General features: G+C 39.5%; 20 protein-coding genes and 2 pseudogenes. All 22 read left to right on the top strand.

Annotation, left to right across the window (positions count from 1 at the left end):
- The coding region (locus EKC99_RS11545) for a UPF0236 family transposase-like protein (protein ID WP_205597784.1) at positions 1–593 on the top strand (593 nt) is incomplete at its 5' end.
- Between the two features lie 353 nt (positions 594–946).
- Positions 947–1,102: a hypothetical protein gene (locus EKC99_RS11550; protein ID WP_163151971.1), complete on the top strand. Its 156-nt coding sequence runs from the start codon at positions 947–949 to the stop codon at positions 1,100–1,102.
- 109 nt (positions 1,103–1,211) lie between these two features.
- Positions 1,212–1,460 (top strand): hypothetical protein, encoded by a 249-nt coding sequence (locus tag EKC99_RS11555; protein WP_240468858.1) that lies wholly within the window; start codon positions 1,212–1,214, stop codon positions 1,458–1,460.
- The gene (locus tag EKC99_RS11560) at positions 1,457–2,212 is read left to right on the top strand and encodes an HIRAN domain-containing protein (RefSeq protein WP_163151973.1); all 756 of its coding nucleotides are present in this window, start codon (positions 1,457–1,459) and stop codon (positions 2,210–2,212) included. Before EKC99_RS11555 ends, EKC99_RS11560 begins: the two co-directional genes overlap by 4 nt.
- A gap of 304 nt (positions 2,213–2,516) precedes the next feature.
- Positions 2,517–3,083 (top strand): NYN domain-containing protein, encoded by a 567-nt coding sequence (locus EKC99_RS11565; protein ID WP_240468859.1) that lies wholly within the window; start codon positions 2,517–2,519, stop codon positions 3,081–3,083.
- Positions 3,084–3,087: 4 nt separating this feature from the next.
- Positions 3,088–3,435: pseudogene (locus EKC99_RS11570) on the top strand (IS66 family transposase); the annotation flags it as partial.
- A 173-nt stretch (positions 3,436–3,608) separates the two neighbouring features.
- On the top strand, positions 3,609–6,842 hold the full coding sequence (locus tag EKC99_RS11575; RefSeq protein ID WP_163151975.1) for a helicase-related protein: 3,234 nt from the start codon (positions 3,609–3,611) through the stop codon (positions 6,840–6,842).
- A gap of 2 nt (positions 6,843–6,844) precedes the next feature.
- On the top strand, positions 6,845–7,609 hold the full coding sequence (locus tag EKC99_RS11580) for a DUF4391 domain-containing protein (RefSeq protein ID WP_240468860.1): 765 nt from the start codon (positions 6,845–6,847) through the stop codon (positions 7,607–7,609).
- Positions 7,610–7,622: 13 nt separating this feature from the next.
- Positions 7,623–9,512, top strand: a complete 1,890-nt coding sequence (locus EKC99_RS11585) for a site-specific DNA-methyltransferase (RefSeq protein ID WP_163151977.1) — start codon at positions 7,623–7,625, stop codon at positions 9,510–9,512.
- Positions 9,513–9,515: 3 nt separating this feature from the next.
- Positions 9,516–12,470 (top strand): type III restriction-modification system endonuclease, encoded by a 2,955-nt coding sequence (locus EKC99_RS11590; protein ID WP_163151979.1) that lies wholly within the window; start codon positions 9,516–9,518, stop codon positions 12,468–12,470.
- 213 nt (positions 12,471–12,683) lie between these two features.
- A complete protein-coding gene (locus tag EKC99_RS11595) occupies positions 12,684–14,381 on the top strand; it encodes a DUF262 domain-containing protein (protein ID WP_021095388.1) in 1,698 nt (565 codons plus the stop codon).
- A gap of 150 nt (positions 14,382–14,531) precedes the next feature.
- Positions 14,532–15,410 (top strand): Rpn family recombination-promoting nuclease/putative transposase, encoded by an 879-nt coding sequence (locus EKC99_RS11600; protein ID WP_163151981.1) that lies wholly within the window; start codon positions 14,532–14,534, stop codon positions 15,408–15,410.
- 374 nt (positions 15,411–15,784) lie between these two features.
- On the top strand, positions 15,785–16,246 hold the full coding sequence (locus EKC99_RS11605) for a GNAT family N-acetyltransferase (protein WP_240468861.1): 462 nt from the start codon (positions 15,785–15,787) through the stop codon (positions 16,244–16,246).
- A complete protein-coding gene (locus tag EKC99_RS11610) occupies positions 16,218–16,721 on the top strand; it encodes a GNAT family N-acetyltransferase (protein WP_240468862.1) in 504 nt (167 codons plus the stop codon). Before EKC99_RS11605 ends, EKC99_RS11610 begins: the two co-directional genes overlap by 29 nt.
- 738 nt (positions 16,722–17,459) lie before the next feature.
- On the top strand, positions 17,460–18,374 hold the full coding sequence (locus EKC99_RS11615; RefSeq protein WP_042533921.1) for an RpnC/YadD family protein: 915 nt from the start codon (positions 17,460–17,462) through the stop codon (positions 18,372–18,374).
- 211 nt (positions 18,375–18,585) lie between these two features.
- A complete protein-coding gene (locus tag EKC99_RS11620; protein WP_042533924.1) occupies positions 18,586–19,101 on the top strand; it encodes a hypothetical protein in 516 nt (171 codons plus the stop codon).
- 63 nt (positions 19,102–19,164) lie between these two features.
- Positions 19,165–21,288, top strand: a complete 2,124-nt coding sequence (locus tag EKC99_RS11625) for a Piwi domain-containing protein (RefSeq protein ID WP_035063661.1) — start codon at positions 19,165–19,167, stop codon at positions 21,286–21,288.
- Between the two features lie 152 nt (positions 21,289–21,440).
- A pseudogene (locus EKC99_RS11630) lies at positions 21,441–21,710 on the top strand (DUF4351 domain-containing protein); the annotation flags it as partial.
- A gap of 147 nt (positions 21,711–21,857) precedes the next feature.
- Positions 21,858–22,742: an Rpn family recombination-promoting nuclease/putative transposase gene (locus tag EKC99_RS11635; protein ID WP_163151991.1), complete on the top strand. Its 885-nt coding sequence runs from the start codon at positions 21,858–21,860 to the stop codon at positions 22,740–22,742.
- Between the two features lie 68 nt (positions 22,743–22,810).
- Positions 22,811–23,032 (top strand): RpnC/YadD family protein, encoded by a 222-nt coding sequence (locus EKC99_RS11640; protein ID WP_021096131.1) that lies wholly within the window; start codon positions 22,811–22,813, stop codon positions 23,030–23,032.
- A 422-nt stretch (positions 23,033–23,454) separates the two neighbouring features.
- A complete protein-coding gene (locus EKC99_RS16060) occupies positions 23,455–23,739 on the top strand; it encodes a hypothetical protein (RefSeq protein WP_075039806.1) in 285 nt (94 codons plus the stop codon).
- Entirely contained in the window at positions 23,718–23,909 is a 192-nt protein-coding gene (locus EKC99_RS16065; protein WP_368667174.1) for a GNAT family N-acetyltransferase, read from the top strand. Before EKC99_RS16060 ends, EKC99_RS16065 begins: the two co-directional genes overlap by 22 nt.
- The last annotated feature ends 30 nt before the right edge of the window (positions 23,910–23,939 follow it).

The raw sequence follows: 23,939 nt of genomic DNA on the forward strand, positions 1-23,939 counted from the left end.
GAGGGTACTTTCAACTCGATCGGTTCCATGTGGCGAGAGAGATTCGTCAATTGTTCCGAGGTCATGCAAGATATCGGGTGATTCGAAAGAAATTCGCATCATGGGATGAAGAGGGTGTGTTGCGAGAACTCACAAGTGCCATCGGTACGCTAGAACATGAGGAGAAGGAAAAGCAACTCGAGGCGCTTGTTCGTCGAATCGAGGAGATGCCAGGATGTTTGCGTGACTATCGCATATGGCTGAAGGAAAAAGGGATCGACACGACAAACATGAGAGCGATGGGGAGTGCGGAAGGAACGATGCATGTGTTTGCGAAACGAAGTAAAAACGGTCGAAGTTGGAAAGATGCAGGGATTGAAGCAATGTTGCGAGCGATCGCCGCGATAAAAGATACGTTACTCATTCGGACACGCCGTGGGGTGATGTATGGCGTGGAAGAACGAGAAGAAACGAAACGAGAAACGATCGTGAAAAAGGCAATGAAACGCGTCTCATCTCGAATGAAGGAAGTGATTCGGGACAACATTCCGTATTTCCGTCAGTCTTCAGGAACACCGATTTACGAGGTATTACAAGCATTGAAAGGTTTTTAAAAACACAGATATAGGCACATACCTACAGGATAAGAGAGGATAAAAGCGCTTACATGAAACAAGCCTATAAAACCATATATAACCAATAAAATCGGTCGAGAAAAAAATCTCCCACAAAGTCTTGACTCAAACGATTTGATATTGGGTCTTGATTATTTGAAGACATTTGATTAATAATTGAGGTAACAAGCTTGTCACTCCTTTGTTTGGATTGGGTGTGTGGTTACCTCAATCGTACCAAAAACAGCAGGGGTGGCAAGCTTTTTTTGTCGAAAACCGCATAAAATCAATAAAAACTTAGGGTATGTCTTTAAAACTTTTGACAATACCTATAAAACATGGAGGAGATTCGTATGTTTAAAAAATTGTTTGAGAAAAAAGAAAAAGGTTGTTGCGATGTGCAAATTATTGAGGTCAAAGACGACGCATGCTGCGAGGAGAAAGAGGATTGTTGTGAAGAAAAGGAAGATTGCTGCGAAGGGAAAGAAGACCAACAAACATGTTGCTAGCACCAGAGCACCAGGGGAGCCTGGTGCTTTTTGCATGTTATACATATAGCAGGATTTTTAGTGCGGATGACGAAGTAAGGGGGGGTGTTTTTTATTTGGGAGACATTCTTTGATTGGATTGCCGAGTAAAAAGAAACCTAAGTATAAGGAGTTGTTAAGTTTTATTTATGGGCTATATCCTAAGGAAATACAAGAGATTATAGAACGAATCAGCAACGTAGATGAAAGAACAATTGCTATTGTTCTGAATGAAATTCCAGACAGTTGTATGAATGATATTTACAAGCGGTGGGTATCAAAATTACTACTGCATCGCAAACAATGGTTGATCAAATGGTATATGGAGGTGAAAGGATGAGTCGACCTTTTGTACTTTGGCTTATTTGGCAGAACGAACGTACTTGTCAGCGGTATCATGTAGGCAATTTAGTTCATCTTGAAGGGAAATATATGTTTTATTATGAGAAACACGCACAGAGAAGAGGGATTATTGAAGCATTGAAAAATGGATATCGCCTCCATATATCTTTTCCGGATATGGATAAAGTTTATGTATCTGATCGTTTGTTTGGCCCTTTTGAACGACGGTTACCCGATCGTCGTCGTCCAGATTTTCAAGAAATTCTACGGGCGCATGGCTTATCCAATGATTATACAAATATGGATTTATTGCGTGCGACTGGTGGAAGACTTGCGACTGATACGTATGAATTCGTCCCGCCTATTTATGTGTACAGAAATGAATTCGACTTTGAGTTTCACGTTGCTGGATGGGGATATTACGAAGGGGAGCGAGTACTTGAACGCTTGCAAGTGGGGGATGACGTGATGTTTCAACTAGAGCCGACAAATAAACAAGATCCAAAAGCGGTTGTCGTATTGACGAAACAAGGTGAAAAATTGGGCTACGTCCCCGCTTTTTATAGCGAATTTATGTTTCGGCTTATTGAAGAAAGTGGTGGAACATATAAAGCAAATATCCAATTTATTCACCCAAATGCTAATCCGCAGTTAAAAGTAAACGTTTATGTACACGGAACGCTGACGCCAACAATGAAAAAACTTCAGCGAGACATGGTGCATGATATGGAGTTAGCCGTTACGGTGTAGTAGAAAATAGCGCAAAACTTTGAGAGGATGGAACAAGCAACTATCGTCCTTATTGGAGATACGAGAGTGAAAATTTTCCTGAAGTTTTGTGGAATGGATCCATAGCGGGAGTGGCTATGGATTTTTATTTTACCACTATGCAATCGGCGAGCTCGTAACGTTACAAAGATGGTGTGTGTTGACATGTCGTGTTTTTGTTGTATAATTGTACGTAGAATAAACGCTGTCGTTCATATGGATGGCAGGTCAAGAGGGGAGCGGCATCGTGTCGCTCCTTTTGCTTTTCATGTGAGGAGGGATGTTTTTGAATTCACGAATCGCCTTATTTATTGATGGCGGGTATCTTGACAACGTATTGAAATGGCACGGAAAAGCAAAAATTGATTACGGTAAGCTTGCTGCAGCTATGGCTAACGACCACTTGCTTCTGAGAACGTACTACTATCACTGTCTCCCTTATCAATCTCCAAATCCATCTTCAGAGGAAAAAGAGTATTTCTCCAATGCTCAAAGTTTTTTCAAAAGATTAAACAGGCTAGAAAACTTCACTGTTCGAGAAGGAAAACTTGCATTTCGCGGTATTGATGATCGCGGTTTTCCGGTGTTTGAGCAAAAGCGTGTCGATGTTATGCTAGCGACAGACTTAGTTATGCATAGTACGAAAAAACTGATTACGCATGCAGCTCTTTTAACAGGGGATAGCGACTTTTTGCCAGCGTTGCAAATTGCACAATCAGAAGGAGTGCATATTACTCTCTATTATTCTGATGAAAGCGACGACATTCGCCCGCACGATGAACTGTTGGATACTGTAGATGATCGGAGGTTGATCAACAAGGACTTTATCCATCGTATTAAAAGAGGATCATGAGTAAGCCATTGCATACTGTCTGAATCAATGGGATAAGTTAGTGGCCTTTTTAGAGGATGGGCGACTGCAGATCGATAATAATCGCAGTGAGCGATCTATCAAACTTGTCGTGATTGGAAGGAAAAATTGGCTTTTCGCAAATATACCACAAGGTGCTCGGGCGAGTGCCATCATTTACAGCGTGGTAGAGACAGCGATAGCGAATCGACTACATCCGCATTACTATCTTCGCTATCTTTTTGAGCAACTTCCCAATATGGATGTATCAGATAGTCATGCATTGGATCAAGTACTTCCTTGGTCTAAAACACTTCCTGTTTCATGTATTGCTTTTCATCAACTAACTCAATAATACCTTTAGCCTCGGCCTTCAAAAAGGTGGGGGCTATTTGACGTTTACGCTTTTTCTCGTATTTATGCACGTTTCCGACTAATTTCGACAGTTTTTGTCATCTTTATTTTGATACAATAAAACTATGTCGAAACGAATGGTAGTTATGACTAATAAAGGAGTTCGGATGTTACATGTCAAAAGGAATGATTGATAATAAACAGCGTGGTTTAGTGGGGGATGTGCTCAAAAAGCATATTCAAAAAGGGAGCAAACTTTCTGTTGCGGCAGCTCATTTTACGCTATATGCTTTTGTAGAGTTAAAAAAGGAGCTTTCACAAATTGAAGAATTTCGCTTTATTTTTACAGAACCGGCATTTGTGCAAGGAGACTATTTAGCGAAAGAGAAAATCGCAAAAAATGAAGCGTTATTGTATGGCGTGGAAGAAGAACAAAAATATAAAACAGATCTAAATCAAGCGTACATAGCAAAAGAGTTTGCGAAATGGTTGAAGCAAAAAGCGAAAATAAAATCGGTTACTACGCGCAAAATTGAAGGTGGGCTATACCATGTTCAAAATAAAGATGGAAAGCAAATCGGATTAGTTGGAGGAGCTCCTTTTTCAAGCCCAGGACTAGGTTACAGCAACTCGTCCAACATGTATATTAACACGATTACAGATGATGAAAAAGAGAATATTGAATTATTACGTCAATTTGAAGATATTTGGAAAAACGAGTATGCATTGCAAGATGTCAAGGAACAGATTTTGCGGCGATTAGAGGGATTGTACCGAGAATATCCGCCCGAATTTATTTATTTTGTTACGCTTTACAATCTTTTTAAAGACTTTCTGCAAGAAACACGTGATTATAGCACATTACAAACGAAAACAGGATTTGAAAATACGATTATTTGGAACAAACTCTATGATTTTCAACGCGATGGTGTGATTGGTGCAATCAATAAAATTGAAACGTACGGAGGGTGTATTATTGCTGATAGTGTCGGATTAGGAAAAACATTTGAAGCATTGGCGGTTATTAAATATTATGAATTGCGGAATCATCGCGTCCTTGTGCTTGCACCAAAAAAACTGCGAGAAAACTGGGAAATTTATCGTGCGAATGACAAGCGAAATATTTTGCTAGAAGATCGCTTCTCTTATGATTTACTGAATCATACCGATTTATCGCGTAAAAGTGGATATAGCGGGAATATCAATTTAGAATACGTTAACTGGGGAAATTACGATTTAGTCGTCATTGATGAATCGCACAATTTTCGTAACAATGACCCGCGGAAAAGCCATATTACCCGCTACTCACGTCTAATGAACGATATTATTAAAGCGGGCGTGAAAACAAAGGTGCTCATGCTTTCCGCCACCCCTGTCAACAACAAACTAGACGATTTAAAAAACCAAATTGCTTTCATCACGGAAGGAAATGATAAAGCACTAGCAGAAAAAGCGAATATTAAAAGCATCAATCAAACGATTCGCCGTGCGCAGTCACAGTTTAAAAAATGGAGCAGCTTACCTGAAGAAGAACGGACGACAGAACGGCTATTAGATATGTTAAGCTGGGACTATTTTACGTTGCTTGATTCTTTAACGATTGCTCGCTCGCGTCGCCATATTGAAAAATATTATAATGTAAACGCGATTGGGAAATTCCCTCAACGCTTAAAACCGATCAATATAAAAGAAACGATTGATGCAAAACATGAATTTCCACCGCTTTCTGTCATCAATAATGACATTTTGCGTTTGCGGTTTGCGCTTTATTCGCCGATGAAATACATTTTGCCGCACAAGCAAGCGTTTTATCATGAAAAATATGATACGAAAGTCGCGAATGGACGTGTATTGAGACAAACAGACCGTGAAAACAACCTCGTCTATTTAATGAAAACAAACTTATTGAAGCGTTTGGAAAGCAGCGTCTACTCTTTCTCGCTAACATTACAAAGCATTATCGAACAAATCGATGCCCATTTGTCTAAAATTGAGAACGAAGCTGCTAACATTGGCGATTTCGATGATATTGACATGGAAGATGATGAAATGGAAGAAGCATTTGTCGGGGCAAAAGTGAAAATTGCCCTGCGTGATATCGATCGTATCCGTTGGAAGCAAGATTTACTATATGATCGTACCATTCTACAAAAGTTGTTGGATTATGCTAGCCAAGTGACACCGGGACGCGATCAAAAAATGTTGACGCTCAAAAAGATGATTCAACAGAAAATCGCACACCCAATCAATGGACAAAATAAAAAAATACTCATTTTTACGGCGTTTGCCGATACAGCAAAATACTTATATGAACATTTGCATCGCTGGATTCGGCAAGAGTTTCATCTTCACTGTGCAGTAGTGACAGGGAAAGACCGGCCGAAAACGACGTTTCCGATGCAAAAAACGGACTTTAACAACATTTTAATGCATTTCTCTCCTATTTCGAAAGAGCGGGGAAAACTGATGCCTGATATGACAGAAGAAATTGACATTTTAATTGCCACAGACTGCATTTCAGAAGGGCAAAACTTGCAAGACTGTGATTATTTAATTAACTACGATATTCATTGGAATCCGGTGCGCATTATTCAACGGTTTGGCCGAATTGACAGAATTGGAAGCAAAAATGAGCAAATTCAGCTTGTGAACTTCTGGCCGCCAATGGAACTTGACGAGTACATCAACCTTGTTGGCAGAGTGAAAGACCGCATGGCAATTCTCGATATTTCATCGACCGGAGAAGAAGATGTCCTTTCTAGCAACAGCAATGAAATGAAAGACCTTGAGTATCGGAGAAAACAACTGGAAAAATTACAAAACGAAGTGATTGATTTAGAAGATATTTCAGGAAACATTTCGTTAACCGACTTTACGATGGATGATTTTCGCATGGACTTATTAAACTTTATGAAACAAAACAAAGAAACGATCGAGACAGCACCTTTTGGGCTGTTCAGTATCACAGCAAACAAAAATGAAAAACTGAAAGAGGACATTCAACCAGGGGTTATTTTCTGTTTGAAACAAATCAATCACTTTGCGACTACACATGAACAAAACGCACTTCATCCATACTACTTAGTGTATGTGAAAGAAAATGGAGAAGTATTATACAACCACGTCCATGTGAAAAAGATTTTGGACTTATATCGGTCGCTATGTCACGGAAAAAGCGAAGTAGAAAGCGAATTATATGCGGCATTTTATGAGGAAACGAAAAATGGAAAAGAGATGGGTTTATATAAACTACTGCTTGAGCAAGCGGTGGAAGAGGTTGTTGGAAAAATCGAGCAGCATGCAACGTTGAACATTTTCAGCTTAGGAAATTTAGATCAACTAATGACAACCGCTAATACAAATTTACAAGATTTCGAAATCGTTTCTTATCTTATTATCAAAGGGTGAGAATGATGGCTGGAGTCGCGTTTTATCAAGTAATTGGTTTGGATTCTCGCGTTCATCCGCTCCGCAAAAAATTAGATAAAAAGATGTTTTATGATTTTGCGGATTTAAACAGAAAAGAAAAAGACTATATTACGAAATATGTGGAGCGGATCGAATTAACGTATGTATTAACGCCAAGCAACATGAATATCCAGCCGTTCATCAATGACGAGTACCATTATGAAGGGGTTATGTTTATCAGCATTAGGTTAAGAGAAGAAATAAAAGATTTTCACGTTTCAACGATTGGTGAGATCATTCAAGGAGCGCTTCCAAATCCGGTTGTCATCGTGTTTGAAAAACAAGGGAACATCCAAATGGGCACGTGTATAAAGCGGCGAAACAAAGTGGATCGGTCACAAACGGTTTTAGAACAACAAGCTTATACCCCTTGGTTTCAGCTCGATGAAACAAATGAAACCATTCGGCAGTTTATCGCATCTGTACATATGCAAAACGTGTCATTTGCGCATTTCTTTCAGTTTTATCAAGATATTCATCGTGCCGTCCAAGCATTTCAACATATAAACGCTGTCGGTACGTTTTATATCGCAACAAACGAACAATCGCAACAACTGATCGCGCAAATCAAGCAACTAGAAACAGAAATAGCCGCGTGGAAAGCAAAGCTAAAAAAAGAAACGCAATTTAATCGCAAAGTGGAAATGAACATGAAAATTCACGAATTAACAACACAAATCGAGCAATTAAAACAACGATTAAAATGAAAGGGGAAAAACGATGGAAAAGCTAGACGGAAAATCGTTGGATTTAGTCCGAACAAACATCGAAGCATTAAAGAAGCTATTTCCAGAAGTCGTAACCGAAGGAAAAATCGATTTTGAGAAACTAAAACTTGTGCTTGGCGAAGAAATTGAAAAAAGAAACGAGCGATACGAATTTACATGGCACGGCAAGACACAAACCATGAAACTTGCGCAAACGCCGTCCACTGGAACGCTCAGACCAGACAAACAATCAAGCAAAAACTGGGACACGACGGAAAACCTTTATATTGAAGGGGACAACCTCGAAGTATTGAAACTATTGCAAAAATCATATTTTGGCAAAATTAAAATGATCTACATCGACCCGCCATACAACACCGGAAAAGACTTTGTTTATAAAGACGACTTCCGCGATAACATTAAAAACTACAAAGAAATGACGCAGCAAACAACAAAAGCAAATACCGAAACAAACGGACGGTATCATACCGATTGGTTGAATATGATGTACCCGCGGTTAAAGCTAGCGAGGAATTTGTTAAGGGAGGATGGCTTTATATTTGTGAGTATAAATGATAGTGAGCAAGCTAACTTAAAGAAGATAATGGATGAAATTTATGGGGAAGATCATTTTTTTGCTCAGATTGTTGTTCAGTCTAATAAGCGTGGTCAAACATATAAAGATATAGCAAACACTCACGAATATTTACTTGTATATTCTAAAAGCGATCAGTCTTCATTATCTGAAATATTGAAGGAAGACAACTCTTTACCTTATGAAGATAAAAAAGGTAAATTTGATCTTTGGGAATTGAGAAATCGTAATCCTAAATTTGGTAGACATAATCGACCGAATCTTTACTTTCCTATTTATGTTGCCCCCTCAATGATAGACGAGAACGGTTATTCACGAATATCTCTCAAGAGAACTAGTGAATATTTTGTAGAGGTCTATCCAAAGAATAGTCAAGGGAAAGAGAGCTGTTGGAGATGGAGTGTAAATAAGATAATGGAAGACGGTGATTTAGAGGGCGAGTGCCCTACAATTATAGCTAGACAAAAACAAAACGGTGATTGGAATATTTATGAAAAATCCAGAAAAAGTACAACCAAACCAAAATCCCTATGGAACGAAAATGAAGTAATAAATGAACAAGGAACTATTGAACTGGGTATTTTAAATTTAGGTACGTATTTTGATCATCCTAAACCGATTCATTTAGTAAAGAAGATATTGACTATTTCGTCGGAAAAAGAAGATATTATTCTCGATTTCTTCTCCGGTTCTGCCACTACCGCCCATGCGGTGATGCAACTAAATGCCGAAGATGGTGGGAATCGTAAATTCATTATGGTCCAACTGCCAGAGCCAACTGCTGAAAATTCAGAAGCATATAAAGCCGGTTATAAAAACATTTGCGAGATCGGGAAAGAACGCATTCGCCGCGCAGGGGAAAAGATTGTTCAGGAGACAGGAAAAAACGATTTGGATATAGGTTTTAAAGTGTTTACGCTTGATTCGTCAAATATTAAAATGTGGGATCCAGATTTCGAAAACTTGAAACAAGACCTTTTTGATTACAAGGATAATATGAAAGAAGACCGGACAAAAGAAGATTTATTGTATGAAATTTTATTAAAAATTGGCCTGCCGCTCACCATACCAATTGAAGAAATCGACTACAACGGCAAAACGATTTACAACGTCGGGTTCGGAGCGGTGCTCCTATGCTTAGAAAATGATATTGATTTAGACGTTGTCCACGAAATGATGAAATATAAGTCCGAGCATTTATCGCCGAAAGTCATTTTTAAAGAATCGGGCTTTATAAACGACTCGGTGAAAATAAACGCCATTCAAACATTGAAAAAGAACGGAATCAATGATGTAAGGAGCGTGTAGGAGATGAAGCTAAAGTTTCAGGGGGATTTAACCTACCAAAAACAAGTGATTGATTCCGTTGTGCAAATTTTTAACGGGCAAGAACTGAGCCAATCGAATTTTACCGTTTCGTATGGACCAAATGCTGGAATGATTCAAACAGCGCTCGGGATAGGAAATCGTTTAGACCTTACGCCCGATGAAATGTTAAAAAACGTTCAAGACGTTCAATTGAAAAACGGCTTGCCGCGCAGCGAGAAGTTAGACGGTATGAATTTTACGATCGAGATGGAAACAGGAACAGGGAAAACGTACGTTTATTTGCGAACAATTTATGAATTAAATAAACATTACGGTTTTACAAAGTTTGTCATCGTTGTCCCGTCTGTTGCCATCCGCGAAGGAGTTTATAAATCGCTGCAAATCACAAGAGAGCACTTTAATGAACTATATGACAACAAGCCGCTAGAATATTTTATTTACGATTCACAAAAATTGGATCGCGTCCGCAATTTTGCGACCGCTACGACGATTCAAGTGATGATTATTAATATTGATGCTTTTCGTAAAAGCTTTGAAGATCTAGAAAAAGAAGACAAAGCAAACGTCATTCATCGCCCGAACGACCGTTTAAATGGCTATCGACCGATTGATTTTATTCGCCAAACGAACCCGATTGTTATTATTGACGAACCGCAAAGTGTCGATACGACGCCAAAATCAAAAGAGGCGATTGCGTCACTCAGCCCATTATGTACATTGCGTTATTCGGCAACGCATGTCGATAAATACAATATGATTTACCGACTGGATGCGGTCGATGCTTACAACCAAAAACTTGTTAAGCGAATTGAAGTCATGTCCGTTCGCTCTGAACCGTCGTTTAATGTGCCTTATATCAAGCTAGTAGATGTGAAGGAACGAAAAGCAACGATTGAACTGGATGTCGAGACGCGTGGGAAAGTAAAGCGAACGACGAAAACGGTGAAATATGGCGATGACTTATATGACGTTTCTGGAGAACGTGACGTATATCGCGGTTATATTGTTGAGCAAATTGACTGGACGCCGGGGAACGAATCGATCGAAATTAACGGTCATTATTTACGAATCGGTGACGCCATAGGTGATATTGACGATGATACAATTAAACGTTATCAAATTCGTAAAACAATCGAAGAGCATTTAGATAAAGAATTGCGCTTACGCCATCGAGGCATTAAAGTGCTTAGTTTATTTTTCATCGACAAAGTCGCAAACTATCGCGACTACGATAAAGATGGCAATCCGATAAAAGGAAAATATGCCGTGATGTTCGAAGAAGAGTATCAAAAATTAATTCAGAAGCCAAAATATCGCACGCTATTTAACGACATTGACGTCGATATCCCGATTGAAAAAGTGCATAACGGCTATTTTGCGCAAGATAAAAAAGGGAGATTAAAAGATACGAAAGGGAATACGGAAGCGGATACGGATGTATATAACCTTATTATGAAAGACAAAGAACGGTTGTTAAGTTTGGATGAGCCGCTTCGCTTTATTTTTTCGCACTCCGCTCTGCGCGAAGGTTGGGACAACCCAAACGTATTTCAAATTTGTACATTAAAAGATTCATCGGGAACGTACGTATCACGCCGTCAAGAAATTGGTCGCGGGCTGCGCTTAGCAGTCAACCAAAACGGTGAACGAGTGCAAGATGACAGTGTGAACATATTAACAGTGATGGCAAATGAATCGTATGAAGAGTTTGTTGCTTCTTTGCAAAAAGAAATGGAAGAAGAAACAGGCGTGACTTTCGGCAAGATCGAAAAACACGTATTTGCCAAATTAACGTATATCGATCCAAATACAGAAGAACCGATGCAAATGGGCTACGATTTATCGGCTAAATTGTACGAAGAGCTGAAGCGTAATGGCTACATTGATGATAAAGGAAAAGCAAAGCCAGAGCTAAAAGAAGCGATAGATAATCATACATTGAATGTTGGCGAAGATTTTCAACCGTGGAAGCAAGCGATTTTGCACGAAATTAACCATTACTTGCAGCACTTGCCGATTAAAGATGCGACGAAAAAGAAAAGAGTGCAGTTGAATAAGCAAGTGTTTTTTGGTGAGGAGTTTCGTCAGCTTTGGGATCGAATTAAATATAAGACGGTCTACTCCGTTCAAATCGACAGCGATCAACTCATTCAAAAAAGTATAAAAAGCATTCAACACATGCCGCGTATTGAAAAAATTCGTATTATCAGCAGAAAAGATCAAGTGGCGATCGACCGCGTCGAAGGAGTACACTTGGAAACCGTCAGTGAGCGAGTAGAAGATTATGTTACAGCGCATCATACGTTGCCAGACATTATTACTGAACTGCAAAACCGCACGAATTTAACGCGAAAAACAATCGTTGAAATTTTAACCGGCTGCGACCGTCTCGATGACTTTAAAAACAATCCGCAAAAGTTTATGGAAGAAGTCACAAAAGTCATTCAGCGCGAAATGAAACTGCTTTTAAAAGATGGGGTAAAATATTACAAAATCGGCGGAGATGCATATTATGCCGTCGAGCTGTTTGAAAATGAAGAGCTGCTTGCGTATTTAAACAACAATGCGATTCGTAGTGAAAAATCGTTGTTCGATCATATCGTATATGATTCTACAATTGAGGCAGACTTTGCGGAACGATTCGAAAGAGACGAACATGTCAAAGTGTATGTCAAACTGCCAAATTGGTTCAAAATCGACACGCCAATCGGAGCTTACAATCCAGACTGGGCGCTTGTGATCGACAAAGATGGCGAAGAAAAGCTATACTTCGTTCTCGAAACAAAAGGAACCGACTGGGAAGGTGCACTTCGCCCAGAAGAAGCGGCGAAAATCGACTTCGCCCGCAAACACTTCCAAGCGATTCATACAAACGTCGAATTCATCGGACCAGAGAGAGATGTGAATGAATTTATGCTTCGGGCAATGAGCCGATAGAACCGATTAGACAGGAGTTGATAAAACTTCTGTCTTTTTTTTTATTTTGTGATGGGGTTTTATGGTACCTGTTATACCCAGAGATTCGATAGAGTCACAGACTTCTATCTTTTCGAGAATAGTTATGCCACAAATTGTGGACATATTTTTTCGAACGGTTCATATGTTCCTTATTAGGGGAGTCACTCGTGACAGAAAGGGGAATAGAGAGTTATGGCGAATTGGGAAGCCTTTAGGGTGTCAGATGTTGTGAAAAAAATTTCAAACGAAGAGTTTGTGTTACCTGTGATTCAAAGAAGGCTTGTTTGGAATGAAGAAAAAATGGAATTGCTATTCGATACTTTGCTTAAAGGGAATTCTTTCGGAGGGATTATTTGTATTGAAGAAGAAAAAGGATCTGAACCGCTTTTTGCGTTTCGACCTTTTTCTAAAGAAGGACATCCTCTTAGTTCGGTGCAGCGAGAATTTCTAAATAAAGGGCACATGCTTGTAATAGACGGTCAACAAAGGCTGCAAACTTTTTACATAGGTTTGCTTGGTAGTTACGAAGGAAAGCAAATGTACTTTGATTTGTTCAGTGATTTTGCTAATTTAGAATACTCCTTTAAATTTGAAAATGACGAATCTAAATTACCTAAATACGATCAAGAAAAAGAGGGTATTAAAGAACATATGTGGTATAGTGCAAAAGATCTCTTTAGAAGACTGAAAGAAACGCAAGATGAGGATCAAGTAGCAGACGAGATCATACGATTGAAGCATATAGTGAATGAGACGGAAAAGAACTATGTATTTCGAAATGTACGGGTATTTTATAAAAATATTTTTTCAGCTACAAATATCGGGGTGTCAAAAATCACGGTGAATAAATCTTTAAACTTGAACGAGAATCGGCAAAGAGTGGTTGAACTATTTAGAAGGCTCAATGATGGAGGAACGAAACTGTCTTCGTACGATTTAACGGCCTCTATTTTGAAAGGTTTCGATGGGAAAATTGAGTTGTTTTTAGATGTTATTTCAAAAGAAAACGACGACATCGGTTTATCACAAGATACGTTAATTAATTTACTTTTTGTTTTGCGTGATACGCCAATGAAGCAAATGACCGAAATTAATATAGAAGATGCTGAATTTGCGACAAAGCATTTTTCGAGAATACAAAAAACAATCAAGGTGTTAAAGAATTTTTTGAAGGCAGTGGGACTTTATAGTTATTACTTAAAAGAGAAAAACCGATCTTTTATTCCTTTGTATTTCATCGCTTATAATATTTTTTATAGAACACCACTCGAACAACCACTAGATGAAGAAATGTTCGATAATTTCGATACAAATAATAGTAATTTCCAAAAAATACGTGAGTGGTTATATAAGTCCTTATTAAATGGCGTATTTAGTAGAGGATGTGGGTGGATTCCTTATAAAACAGGAATTCGAAAAATATCTAGTATTGTTAAAGAGTATAAGCTGAAAGATTTTCCCACAGATGAGTTATTTAAGGTATACAGAAGCCATCCATTGCGTTTTTACGATATTCGTACTGCTTATTTAAACGAATTCGACAGAGAGATTGTATTTCAAATGATTTATGATGAAATACCGAGTATTCGTGAGAATGATATAGATCATATACATCCTGTAAATATTTTACGATCTCATGGATATGATGAATATGAGATCAATCGCATAGGAAATTATCAGTTGCTGGATAGTGTGACAAATAGATGGGTGAAAAATGGTAAATCTCTAGGTGAATGGATAAAAAGTAATGTGAGTGAAAAAGATACTTATTTGCGAAAACATTTAATACCTGCAGATGAAACTTTGTGGGAAGCATCTAGTTACAGGGATTTTCTAAAAGTTCGAGAAGAACTGATTGTATCTAAAATTAAGGAAAGGCTTTCCTTATAGGAGATGATTTTGCCTAACTTGTCACACTCAAAAAATTATCGAATTTTCACCAAAACAGAGAGCCACGCCTCTCTGTTTCCTCATTCCCAAAGCAGGAATCTCCTCGCTTTTATCGAAAATACACAACAAAACCGAAAGCGAGGTGCATATATGGCCATTGATCATGATCGGTTGTTTAAGGAGCTGATCACGACGTTTTTTGAAGAGTTTCTTCTTCTCTTTTTCCCGCATGTGCATGAGCACATCGACTTTCAGCACGTGTCGTTTTTGTCGGAGGAATTGTTCACCGATGTGACGGTGGGGGAGAAGTATCGCGTGGATTTGTTGGTTGAGACGAAGTTGAAAGGGGAGGATAGCCTTATTATCGTCCATATCGAAAATCAAAGCTACGTACAGCCATCGTTTCCCGAACGAATGTTTATTTACTTTAGCCGCTTGTTTGAAAAATACCGAAAGCGCATGTTGCCGATTGCGGTATTTAGTTACGATTCTCTCCGACATGAACCTTCATCGTTTACGCTCCAATTTCCTTTTTTCGATGTGCTTCAATTCCGCTTTCTTACTGTTGAGTTACGCAAACAAAACTGGCGTGATTACATTCGCCACGACAACCCAATTGCCGCTGCGTTGTTAAGCAAAATGGGGTATACTGAAAGTGAACGGGTAGAACTAAAGAAGCAGTTTTTACGAATGATTGTGCGCATGGAATTAGACGAAGCAAAGCAGCGATTATTAATCGGTTTTTTTGAAACATATGTGAACCTGTCGGATGAGGAAGAACAACAATTGCGAAACGAGGTGAACGAGATGGAAACGAAAGAAAAAGAACAAGTGTTAGAGTTAATTATTTCATATGAGAAAAAAGCGTTAGAAAAAGGCTTGAAAGAAGGGGTGGAACGAGGTCTACAGCAAGGTCTACAGCAAGAAAAACGCCAGATCGCGAAAAAGATGCTCGCGAAAGGCTACGACGTACAGACGATTCACGAACTGACGGAGTTGTCCGTGGAAGAAATTGAGATGTTGAAATGATATGGTGCTGTTCCTCTTTTTTAAACATGATTTTATATAACTAAGGGAGCCATTCGGCTCCCGTTAATTATGTATGCATGTGTGTCAGTAAGAAGGAAAAGTACCATCTTAATTTAGCGAAAAATGTTCAAAATTTACTGTGGGTTTCTACAATATTCGACAACGTTTTCTTTGACGTTTCAGTACGATAGAATTGACGGATATTTTCAATTTATAAGGGGAGAAGAAACATCACGGGAGATGTTTTATCTCATTGTTGTTTTGTTTCGTTCTAGCAAATGCCGTTATTTTGCATCGATACGGAAGGGTGCCGAACAGAACCGATGATCACGCCCAGTTACTGCCGGAAATCGAAAAGAGAGGGAGAAGAGGATATGGGAGGATGGCATATTGAGCGCAATTTGCAAAATGCTGATTGGAACCGAATGAAAGAAATATACGAATCCGTTGGTTGGGCGAAACATACGGAAGAAATCATTCAGCGCGTGTTTCAAGCAAGCAATATCGTGGCGCTTGCCTTTTCCGAAGGCCGCCTTGTCGGATTTGGTCGCGCCCTTTCTGACGGCGTGTTTAATGCGGCGATTTATGACGTCGTCGTTCATCGCGATGATCAAGGTCGAGGCATCGGGAAGGCGATTGTGGAAGATTTGCTTGCGCAGCTTGAAGCCGTGTCGTGTGTCCATCTTATTTTCACGACCGGAAACGAGCCGTTTTATATGAAAACAGGTTTTCGCAAAGCGAAGACGGCGCTCGCCCGCTATCAAAGCGCGGAGTTGGCAACGCAGTATTTGGAAGGGGGAAACAACATTGAACATTCGCCATGCAACGGTCGATGATGCCGAACGGCTCGCTGCGCTCATTTTGCAAGTCGAGTTGGAGTCGGACTATTTGTTGTTTGAAGCGGGGGAACGCAAGCTCACTCCCGAACAGCAGCGCAGTCACCTCGAAGCGATCACGAACGAAGACAACGCGACTATATTGCTTGCCGAGACGGATGGAGGGGAGTTGGTCGGCTATTTATTGGCAAGGGGGGGATTTGCAAGACGAAATCGACATTCCGTTTACATTGTCATCGGACTGCTCGCCGCTTTTCGTGAAAAAGGAATGGGCACAATGCTGCTGACAGAGCTGGAGAGATGGGCGCGCGAAAAAGGCGTTCGTCGCCTTGAACTGACCGTCGTGGTCGACAATGCCCCTGCGATTTCTTTATACAAAAAGATGGGGTTTGAACAGGAAGGCATCAAGCGCCATTCGTTGAATATCAACGGTCGATACGTCGATGAATATTACATGGCAAAATTGCTGTCATAGCTTGTACGAATGAGGAAAAGAGGCGAAAGAGGTGGGTCATGTTTATTTTTTCATCGGATTTCCTGGGATTATTGCCTCGATGTTGCTTGAGGAGCTGATGGCGAAATGGGCTCCATAAAAGATTCATATGCTTGTGCTACCCGATATGAAAGACAAGAAAAAGTCCGACGCTGAATTTTTGGGAATGGTTTTTGTATGAGCTCGGTATTGAACCGGGCTCATACTGTGTTATTTAACTAATGAGGAAAATTTCAATCACTCTTTAAATTTCGTGCATCAAATTATTTGCTGGGACATAAACTTGTGGACGGCAATTCGATTGAGGACATTCAAAAGCATTCGTGTACTTTTCGTTCATATGCGACAAATGAGGAAGAGCCGTATAGAAGGTTTTTCCTTGACAGTGGTGGCAAGCTGAACAAAGTTGAGGGAATGCAAAATCAAACAAGCTTGCAATACGATAATATGGACACGTTAATGCCGCTACCCCTGCACTTTGCACCAAAGGCAAAAGAATATGCTAAGATGGTGTTGTAGAACGAACAGGCGGGAAACAGCGAAAGGAATGGTGCGCATGAATATACAAAAAATTGGTTGCGTGCCTGTCACACCCCGAAGCATGTCGAGATTTGTAGAAGCAGAGAGTGATAGTTTTTCTCTCTGCTTTTCCATTTCCAAAGCAGGAACATCACCGCTTTTGTCGAACATATGCAACAAAACAGAAAGCGAGGTGCATATATGGCGGTTGATCATGATCGGTTGTTTAAGGAGCTGATCACGACGTTTTTTGAAGAGTTTCTTCTTCTCTTTTTCCCGCATGTGCATGAGCACATCGACTTTCAGCACGTGTCGTTTTTGTCGGAGGAATTGTTCACCGATGTGACGGCAGGGGAAAAGTATCGCGTCGATTTGCTGGTTGAGACGAAGTTGAAAGGGGAGGATAGCCTCATTATCGTCCATATCGAAAATCAAAGCTACGTGCAGCCATCGTTTCCCGAACGAATGTTTATTTACTTTAGCCGCTTGTTTGAAAAATACCGAAAGCGAATGTTGCCGATTGCGGTATTTAGCTATGATTCTCTTCGACATGAACCTTCATCGTTTACGCTCCAATTTCCTTTTTTCGATGTGCTTCATTTTCAATTTCTTACTGTTGAGTTACGCAAACAAAACTGGCGTGATTACATTCGCCACGACAACCCAATTGCCGCTGCGTTGTTAAGCAAAATGGGGTATACTGAAAGTGAACGAATAGAGTTAAAGAAGCAGTTTTTACGAATGATTGTGCGCATGGAATTAGACGAAGCAAAGCAACGATTATTAATCGGCTTTTTTGAAACATATGTGAAGCTGTCGGATGAGGAAGAACAACAATTGCGAAACGAGGTGAATGAAATGGAAACGAAAGAAAAAGAACAAGTGCTGGAGTTAATCATTTCGTACGAGAAAAAAGCGTTAGAAAAAGGCTTAAAAGAAGGGGTGGAACGAGGTCGACAGCAAGGGCTACAACAAGGGCTACAGCAAGGATTACAACAAGGTCTGCAGCAAGAAAAGCGCCAGATCGCGAAAAAGATGTTGGCGAAAGGCTATGATATACAGGCGATCCACGAACTAACGGAGTTGCCTGTAGAAGAGATTGAGAAGCTGAAGTGATATGGTTCTGTTCCTCTTTATTAAACACTTATATAACAAAGGGAGTCATCCGGCTCCCTTTCGTTGTGTGTGCCAGTAAGAAGGAAAAATCCCTCCTCACGTAGCAATAAATGTTCAAAATTTACCCATCAGTTTCTACAATATTCGACAGTATTTTCGGTTTTCTTTCCGTATAATGGGAGTGGGATATTTGATTTTAGGGGGGATCAGAGTGACGACAATTTGCAAAGCGGATTATTATTATGGTGCACTTCTTTCTGTATTAGTGAATGGAGGATTGGCACCAGCATTGTTTGAAAAAGAAAATGAAAGTAGACAAATTTATACGGTTACAACAAATAAAGACAGTTACATCATTTATGCAAAATATCATACTACCCCATCTGGCTCCGAAGATTTTACATGGTCTTTCACATTTAGTGACAACGAAATACAAGAAATTATAAATGTCCATCAAAATCATTCAGATAAAACGCTAATTTTTGCTTTTATTTGTGGTCAGAAGCAAGTAAGTGACAATAACCAAATTATCGCTATTGTTCGCTGGGACGAATTCGTTGCATGTGTGGATGTAAATAAACAGCAATCTCGTGGAACACCTCGGTTATCAGTGAAGGTCATAAAAGGCTCTCCACGTTTTCGTATTTACGGAAGCAAGCGTGCTGATCTACTTGATGGTAAAGACAATACGATTAGAATTGAACGAAACCGATTAAGAGAGTTATAAGCACAATGATTGTCAACGAATCAATGCACGGATGACTATTCATCATAAGGGGTGATTGGTTAGATGAATCAATACTATATAACCGAGTGTATCGCAAACGAAAACGCAAGTAACATTCCACTTCATATTTATACCGTGTCTTTATTAAACCTGAACCAAAAATACTCGTTTGTCCATCACATTGTTTATGAGTTAAGAAAGAGGAATGCTAATGTGACCATTGCTGCTCACGGCCAATATATTGCATCGTTTCAAGAGATCGTTCATTGGGGTGATCATAAATATATTAAACATGAGTACCGAGCAATCGAATGTTCCAATGCCGCAGAAAGAACGGTATTGGAAAGGTTATTGAAACAAGAGTTAATAGAACGATGCAAAAATGAATATAAAATTTACAAGGATTTGTTTTGTTTGAAAACCGAACAATCGATTGAAATGAACGAAATTATTGTTCACCCGGCTATTTACTTATCTTTTACAGTTGAAGAGAACGGAAATATATTGATCGGCTTTGAATATCAACATCGTTTTGAATATAAAAAAACATTAGAAGACTTACTTCGCGATCGATCTCCACTGATCAAAGAAGGGGTGGAAGTCGTTGATTCGTATAATAAAAAATCGTACTACTATACTTTTGTTGAGGTGGCCCCGTATACTGCTGGAGAAAAGAGCCCATATTTACAACAAAGTGTGATAGATTATTACATAACAAAAAATGAAACATGGAAATTAAAAGGTGTTCATAATAAGACACCTATTGTGCATGTTAGATCACAAAACGGTGATATTTTTCCATACTTACCTCATTTATTACGTCTTACTTGTTCGTATGAACAATTGATGCCATCAACCGCGCAGCAAGTAAATCGCATCATTAAGTTGCCACCGAATGAGAAAATGCCGAAACTTTATCAAGAGATATTTCGTTTGTTGCAATATCAGAACATGTTGACTTTCAGAAAAGAAAACGTTCGGGCGGCAAATCTTAATTATGATATTTTTAATCTCTCCCCACCGTTGATGGAATTTGGTCGAAATTATAAAACAACGAAAGTGTCTGATGGTTTAGGCCAAGCGGGTGTTTATGAGCCGAAGAGTATCACCGTTAGCTATTTTGTTGATCCAGAATTAAATTACGATCCAAGGAAGAAAGATGAAATATTGGATTTTACAAAGAAATTACAACATCTATCTGAAAAGCTAGGTGTAAAGTTAAATGTCTCGAAAAAACCGCGTCAGTTATTTGGGGTATTGCCCGTTGATTTTTTCAAAAGTGAGCGCCTTTCGTTCGAACTAAAGTCGATCGCAGATGCGTTCGATGGGACCGTTATTGTCATTGGAACGGAAGAAAATATCGATCGAGCATATATGGCAATTAAACGAGAATTTGGTGCGAAAGCAGATATAATGACACAGTTTGTCATATTTGATTCGTCAGTTGTAAAAAATTTGTACTATCAATATAATGTGCTACTAGGAATTTACGCAAAATCGGGAGTTCAGCCGTGGATTTTGTCAGATGAGATGAATTCAGATTGCTTTATCGGTTTAGATGTCAGTCATGAACATGGAAAACATGCTTCTGGGATTATTCAAGTGATCGGAAAAGATGGGCGAATGATTAAACAAAAATCAATCATGACTGCTGAAGCTGGTGAAACGATTGCCAATCGTACAATGGAAGAAATTATAGATGAGAGTATATTTAGCTACGAGAAAATGTATGGAATGAAGCCAGCCCATATTACATTTCATCGCGATGGCGTATGTCGAGAAGATTTAGATCATTTAACACGGTATATGCAGTCATTTCAAATCCCATTTGATTTCATTGAAATTATTAAAAGACCGCGAAGAAGAATGGCTGTATACACAAACGGACGTTGGTTTACTGTGCAAGGATTATGTTATGCGAAAGAAAGGATGGCTTATTTATGTGCAACTGATCCAAGAGAATCTGTAGGAATGGCGCAAGCTGTAAAGATTGTTCAAAAGACGAAATGTTTGTCTATTCGTGATGTCGTTTCAGATGCATATAAGCTATCATTTATGCACATCCATTCTATGCTGAAAACACGTTTACCAATCACTGTTCATTATGCTGATTTAAGTTCAACCTTTCATAATCGAGGGTTGATCCACCCACGTTCAGTCCATGAACAGGCGTTGCCGTTTGTGTGAGGGATTGGTTGCGTGCCTGTCACGCCCCGAAGGTTGTCGAAGATTGACAGAGACAGAGAGTTGTTGAGTGGCTCTCTGTTTTTCATTCCTAAAGCAGGAATCTCCTCGTTTTTATCGAAAATACACAACAAAACTGAAAGCGAGGTGTATATATGGCGGTTGATCATAATCGGTTGTTTAAAAAGCTGATTACGACGTTTTTTGAAGAGTTTCTTCTTCTCTTTTTCCCGCATGTGCATGAGCACATCGACTTTCAGCACGTGTCGTTTTTGTCGGAGGAGCTGTTTACGGATGTGACGGCGGGGGAGAAGTATCGCGTCGATTTGCTTGTTGAGACGAAGTTGAAAGGGGAGGATAGCCTCATTATCGTCCATATCGAAAATCAAAGCTACGTGCAGCCATCGTTTCCCGAACGGATGTTTGGTTGCGTGCCTGTCACGCCCCGAAGATTGTCGAAGTTTGATAGAGACAGGGAGTCGTTGGATGGCTCTCTGTTTTTTCATTTCCGAAGCAGGAATGTTGGTTTTACTGTCGAAAATACACAACAAAACCGAAAGCGAGGTGCATATATGGCCATTGATCATGATCGGTTGTTTAAAGAGTTGATTACGACGTTTTTTGAAGAGTTTCTTCTTCTCTTTTTCCCGCATGTGCATGAGCATATCGACTTTCAGCACGTGTCGTTTTTGTCGGAGGAATTGTTCACCGATGTGACGGCAGGGGAAAAGTATCGCGTCGATTTGCTGGTTGAGACGAAGTTGAAAGGGGAGGATAGCCTCATTATCGTCCATATCGAAAATCAAAGCTACGTGCAGCCATCGTTTCCCGAACGAATGTTTATTTACTTTAGCCGCTTGTTTGAAAAATACCGAAAGCGCATGTTGCCGATTGCGGTATTTAGCCATGATTCTCTTCGACATGAACCTTCATCGTTTAAGCTCCAATTTCCTTTTTTCGATGTGCTTCAATTCCGCTTTCTTACTGTTGAGTTACGCAAACAAAACTGGCGCGATTACATTCGCCACGACAACCCAATCGCCGCTGCGTTGTTAAGCAAAATGGGGTATACTGAAAGTGAACGAATAGAGTTAAAGAAGCAGTTTTTACGAATGATTGTGCGCATGGAATTAGACGAAGCAAAGCAACGATTGTTAATCGGCTTTTTTGAAACATATGTGAACCTGTCGGATGAGGAAGAACAACAATTGCGAAACGAGGTGAATGAAATGGAAACGAAAGAAAAGGAGAAAGTGCTGGAATTGTTAATCTCGTATGAACAAAAGGGAATACAAAAAGGAATACAAAAGGGAAAAAAGGAAGGATTGGAAGAAGGATTTAAGCAAGGAATGAAACATCTTGTTTACAATATGTCGAAAAAAGGGATGACACCAAAAGAAATTGCAACCCTTGTGGATCTTACGGAAGAAGAAGTAAATCATTTGCTTGAAAGTTGAGAAAAATTTGATGTGGTGCCACACCTCGAAGCATGTGGAAACAACAATTGCGAAACGAGGTGAATGAAATGGAAACGAAAGAAAAAGAACAAGTGTTAGAGTTAATTATTTCATATGAGAAAAAAGCGTTAGAAAAAGGCTTGAAAGAAGGGGTGGAACGAGGTCTACAGCAAGGTCTGCAACAAGAAAAACGCCAGATTGCAAAAAAGATGCTAGCAAAAGGCTACGACGTACAGACGATTCACGAACTGACGGAGTTGTCTTTGGAAGAAATTGAGATGTTGAAATGATATGGTGCTGTTCCTCTTTCTTATCATGTGAAGGAATCAGAGTGGTAAAGCTTTGGTTCCTTTCCTTTTCTCGTCTTTTTCTCATTGTCCCAAAACCTCGTGAAACTGTCAAGAAAAGTACTTGACAGCCCCACAGGATAAGTGAAGATGAAAAGGGAGAAAAGCTAGGAATAGAGTGTTCTAAACTGGTTTTTATTAGTTAATCCACACGCTTGAGAGTAGCATCTTTCCCTAGTTCTCTCTTCAATATTTTGTTTCGTAATCTTGATTTTTCTTCCTCTTCTCGTTTTTCGATCGTTCCATAGCTTTTCTCTAAAGAATGAATTCTCGTGAAATACCTTTAAGCAGCTAGGTCGTCCGAGCTTTAAGTGTTATAATATTCTATATTGATTAAAAATTAAGATTTTATAGGAGGGTGGGCGATGGATACGTGGGTAAATGAAGGGTTTTTTATTTCTACTAACAAGCAATATTTAGACGTAGATACCATCCATCATTTTTTGAGCCAAGAAGCCTATTGGTCAAAAGGAACTCCGAAAGAAGTTGTCATAAAATCAATCGAAAACACACCTTTATGTTTTGGGGGGTATAAAGGTGACATAAGTAACAGAGTCGGGGAACAAGTTGGATTTGCAAGGGTGATTACGGATTTAGCGACGTATGCTTACCTTTCCGATGTGTTTATTTGCCAAGTTATCGTAAATTAGGCTTATCTAAATGGTTAGTGAGTATCATTACGAATCATCATGAGCTACAAGGTGTTCGACGGTTCATGTTAGCTACTAAAGATGCACATTCATTATATAGCAAATACGGCTTTGAACCACTTGATGATCCGAAGCGATTCATGCAAAAAGTTCGGCAATCACCTTATTAACTTTTTCGTAATACCTGTCAAGCCCTGAGT

Source organism: Anoxybacillus sp. MB8 (assembly GCF_011006755.1).
Taxonomy (GTDB): domain Bacteria; phylum Bacillota; class Bacilli; order Bacillales; family Anoxybacillaceae; genus Anoxybacillus; species Anoxybacillus gonensis.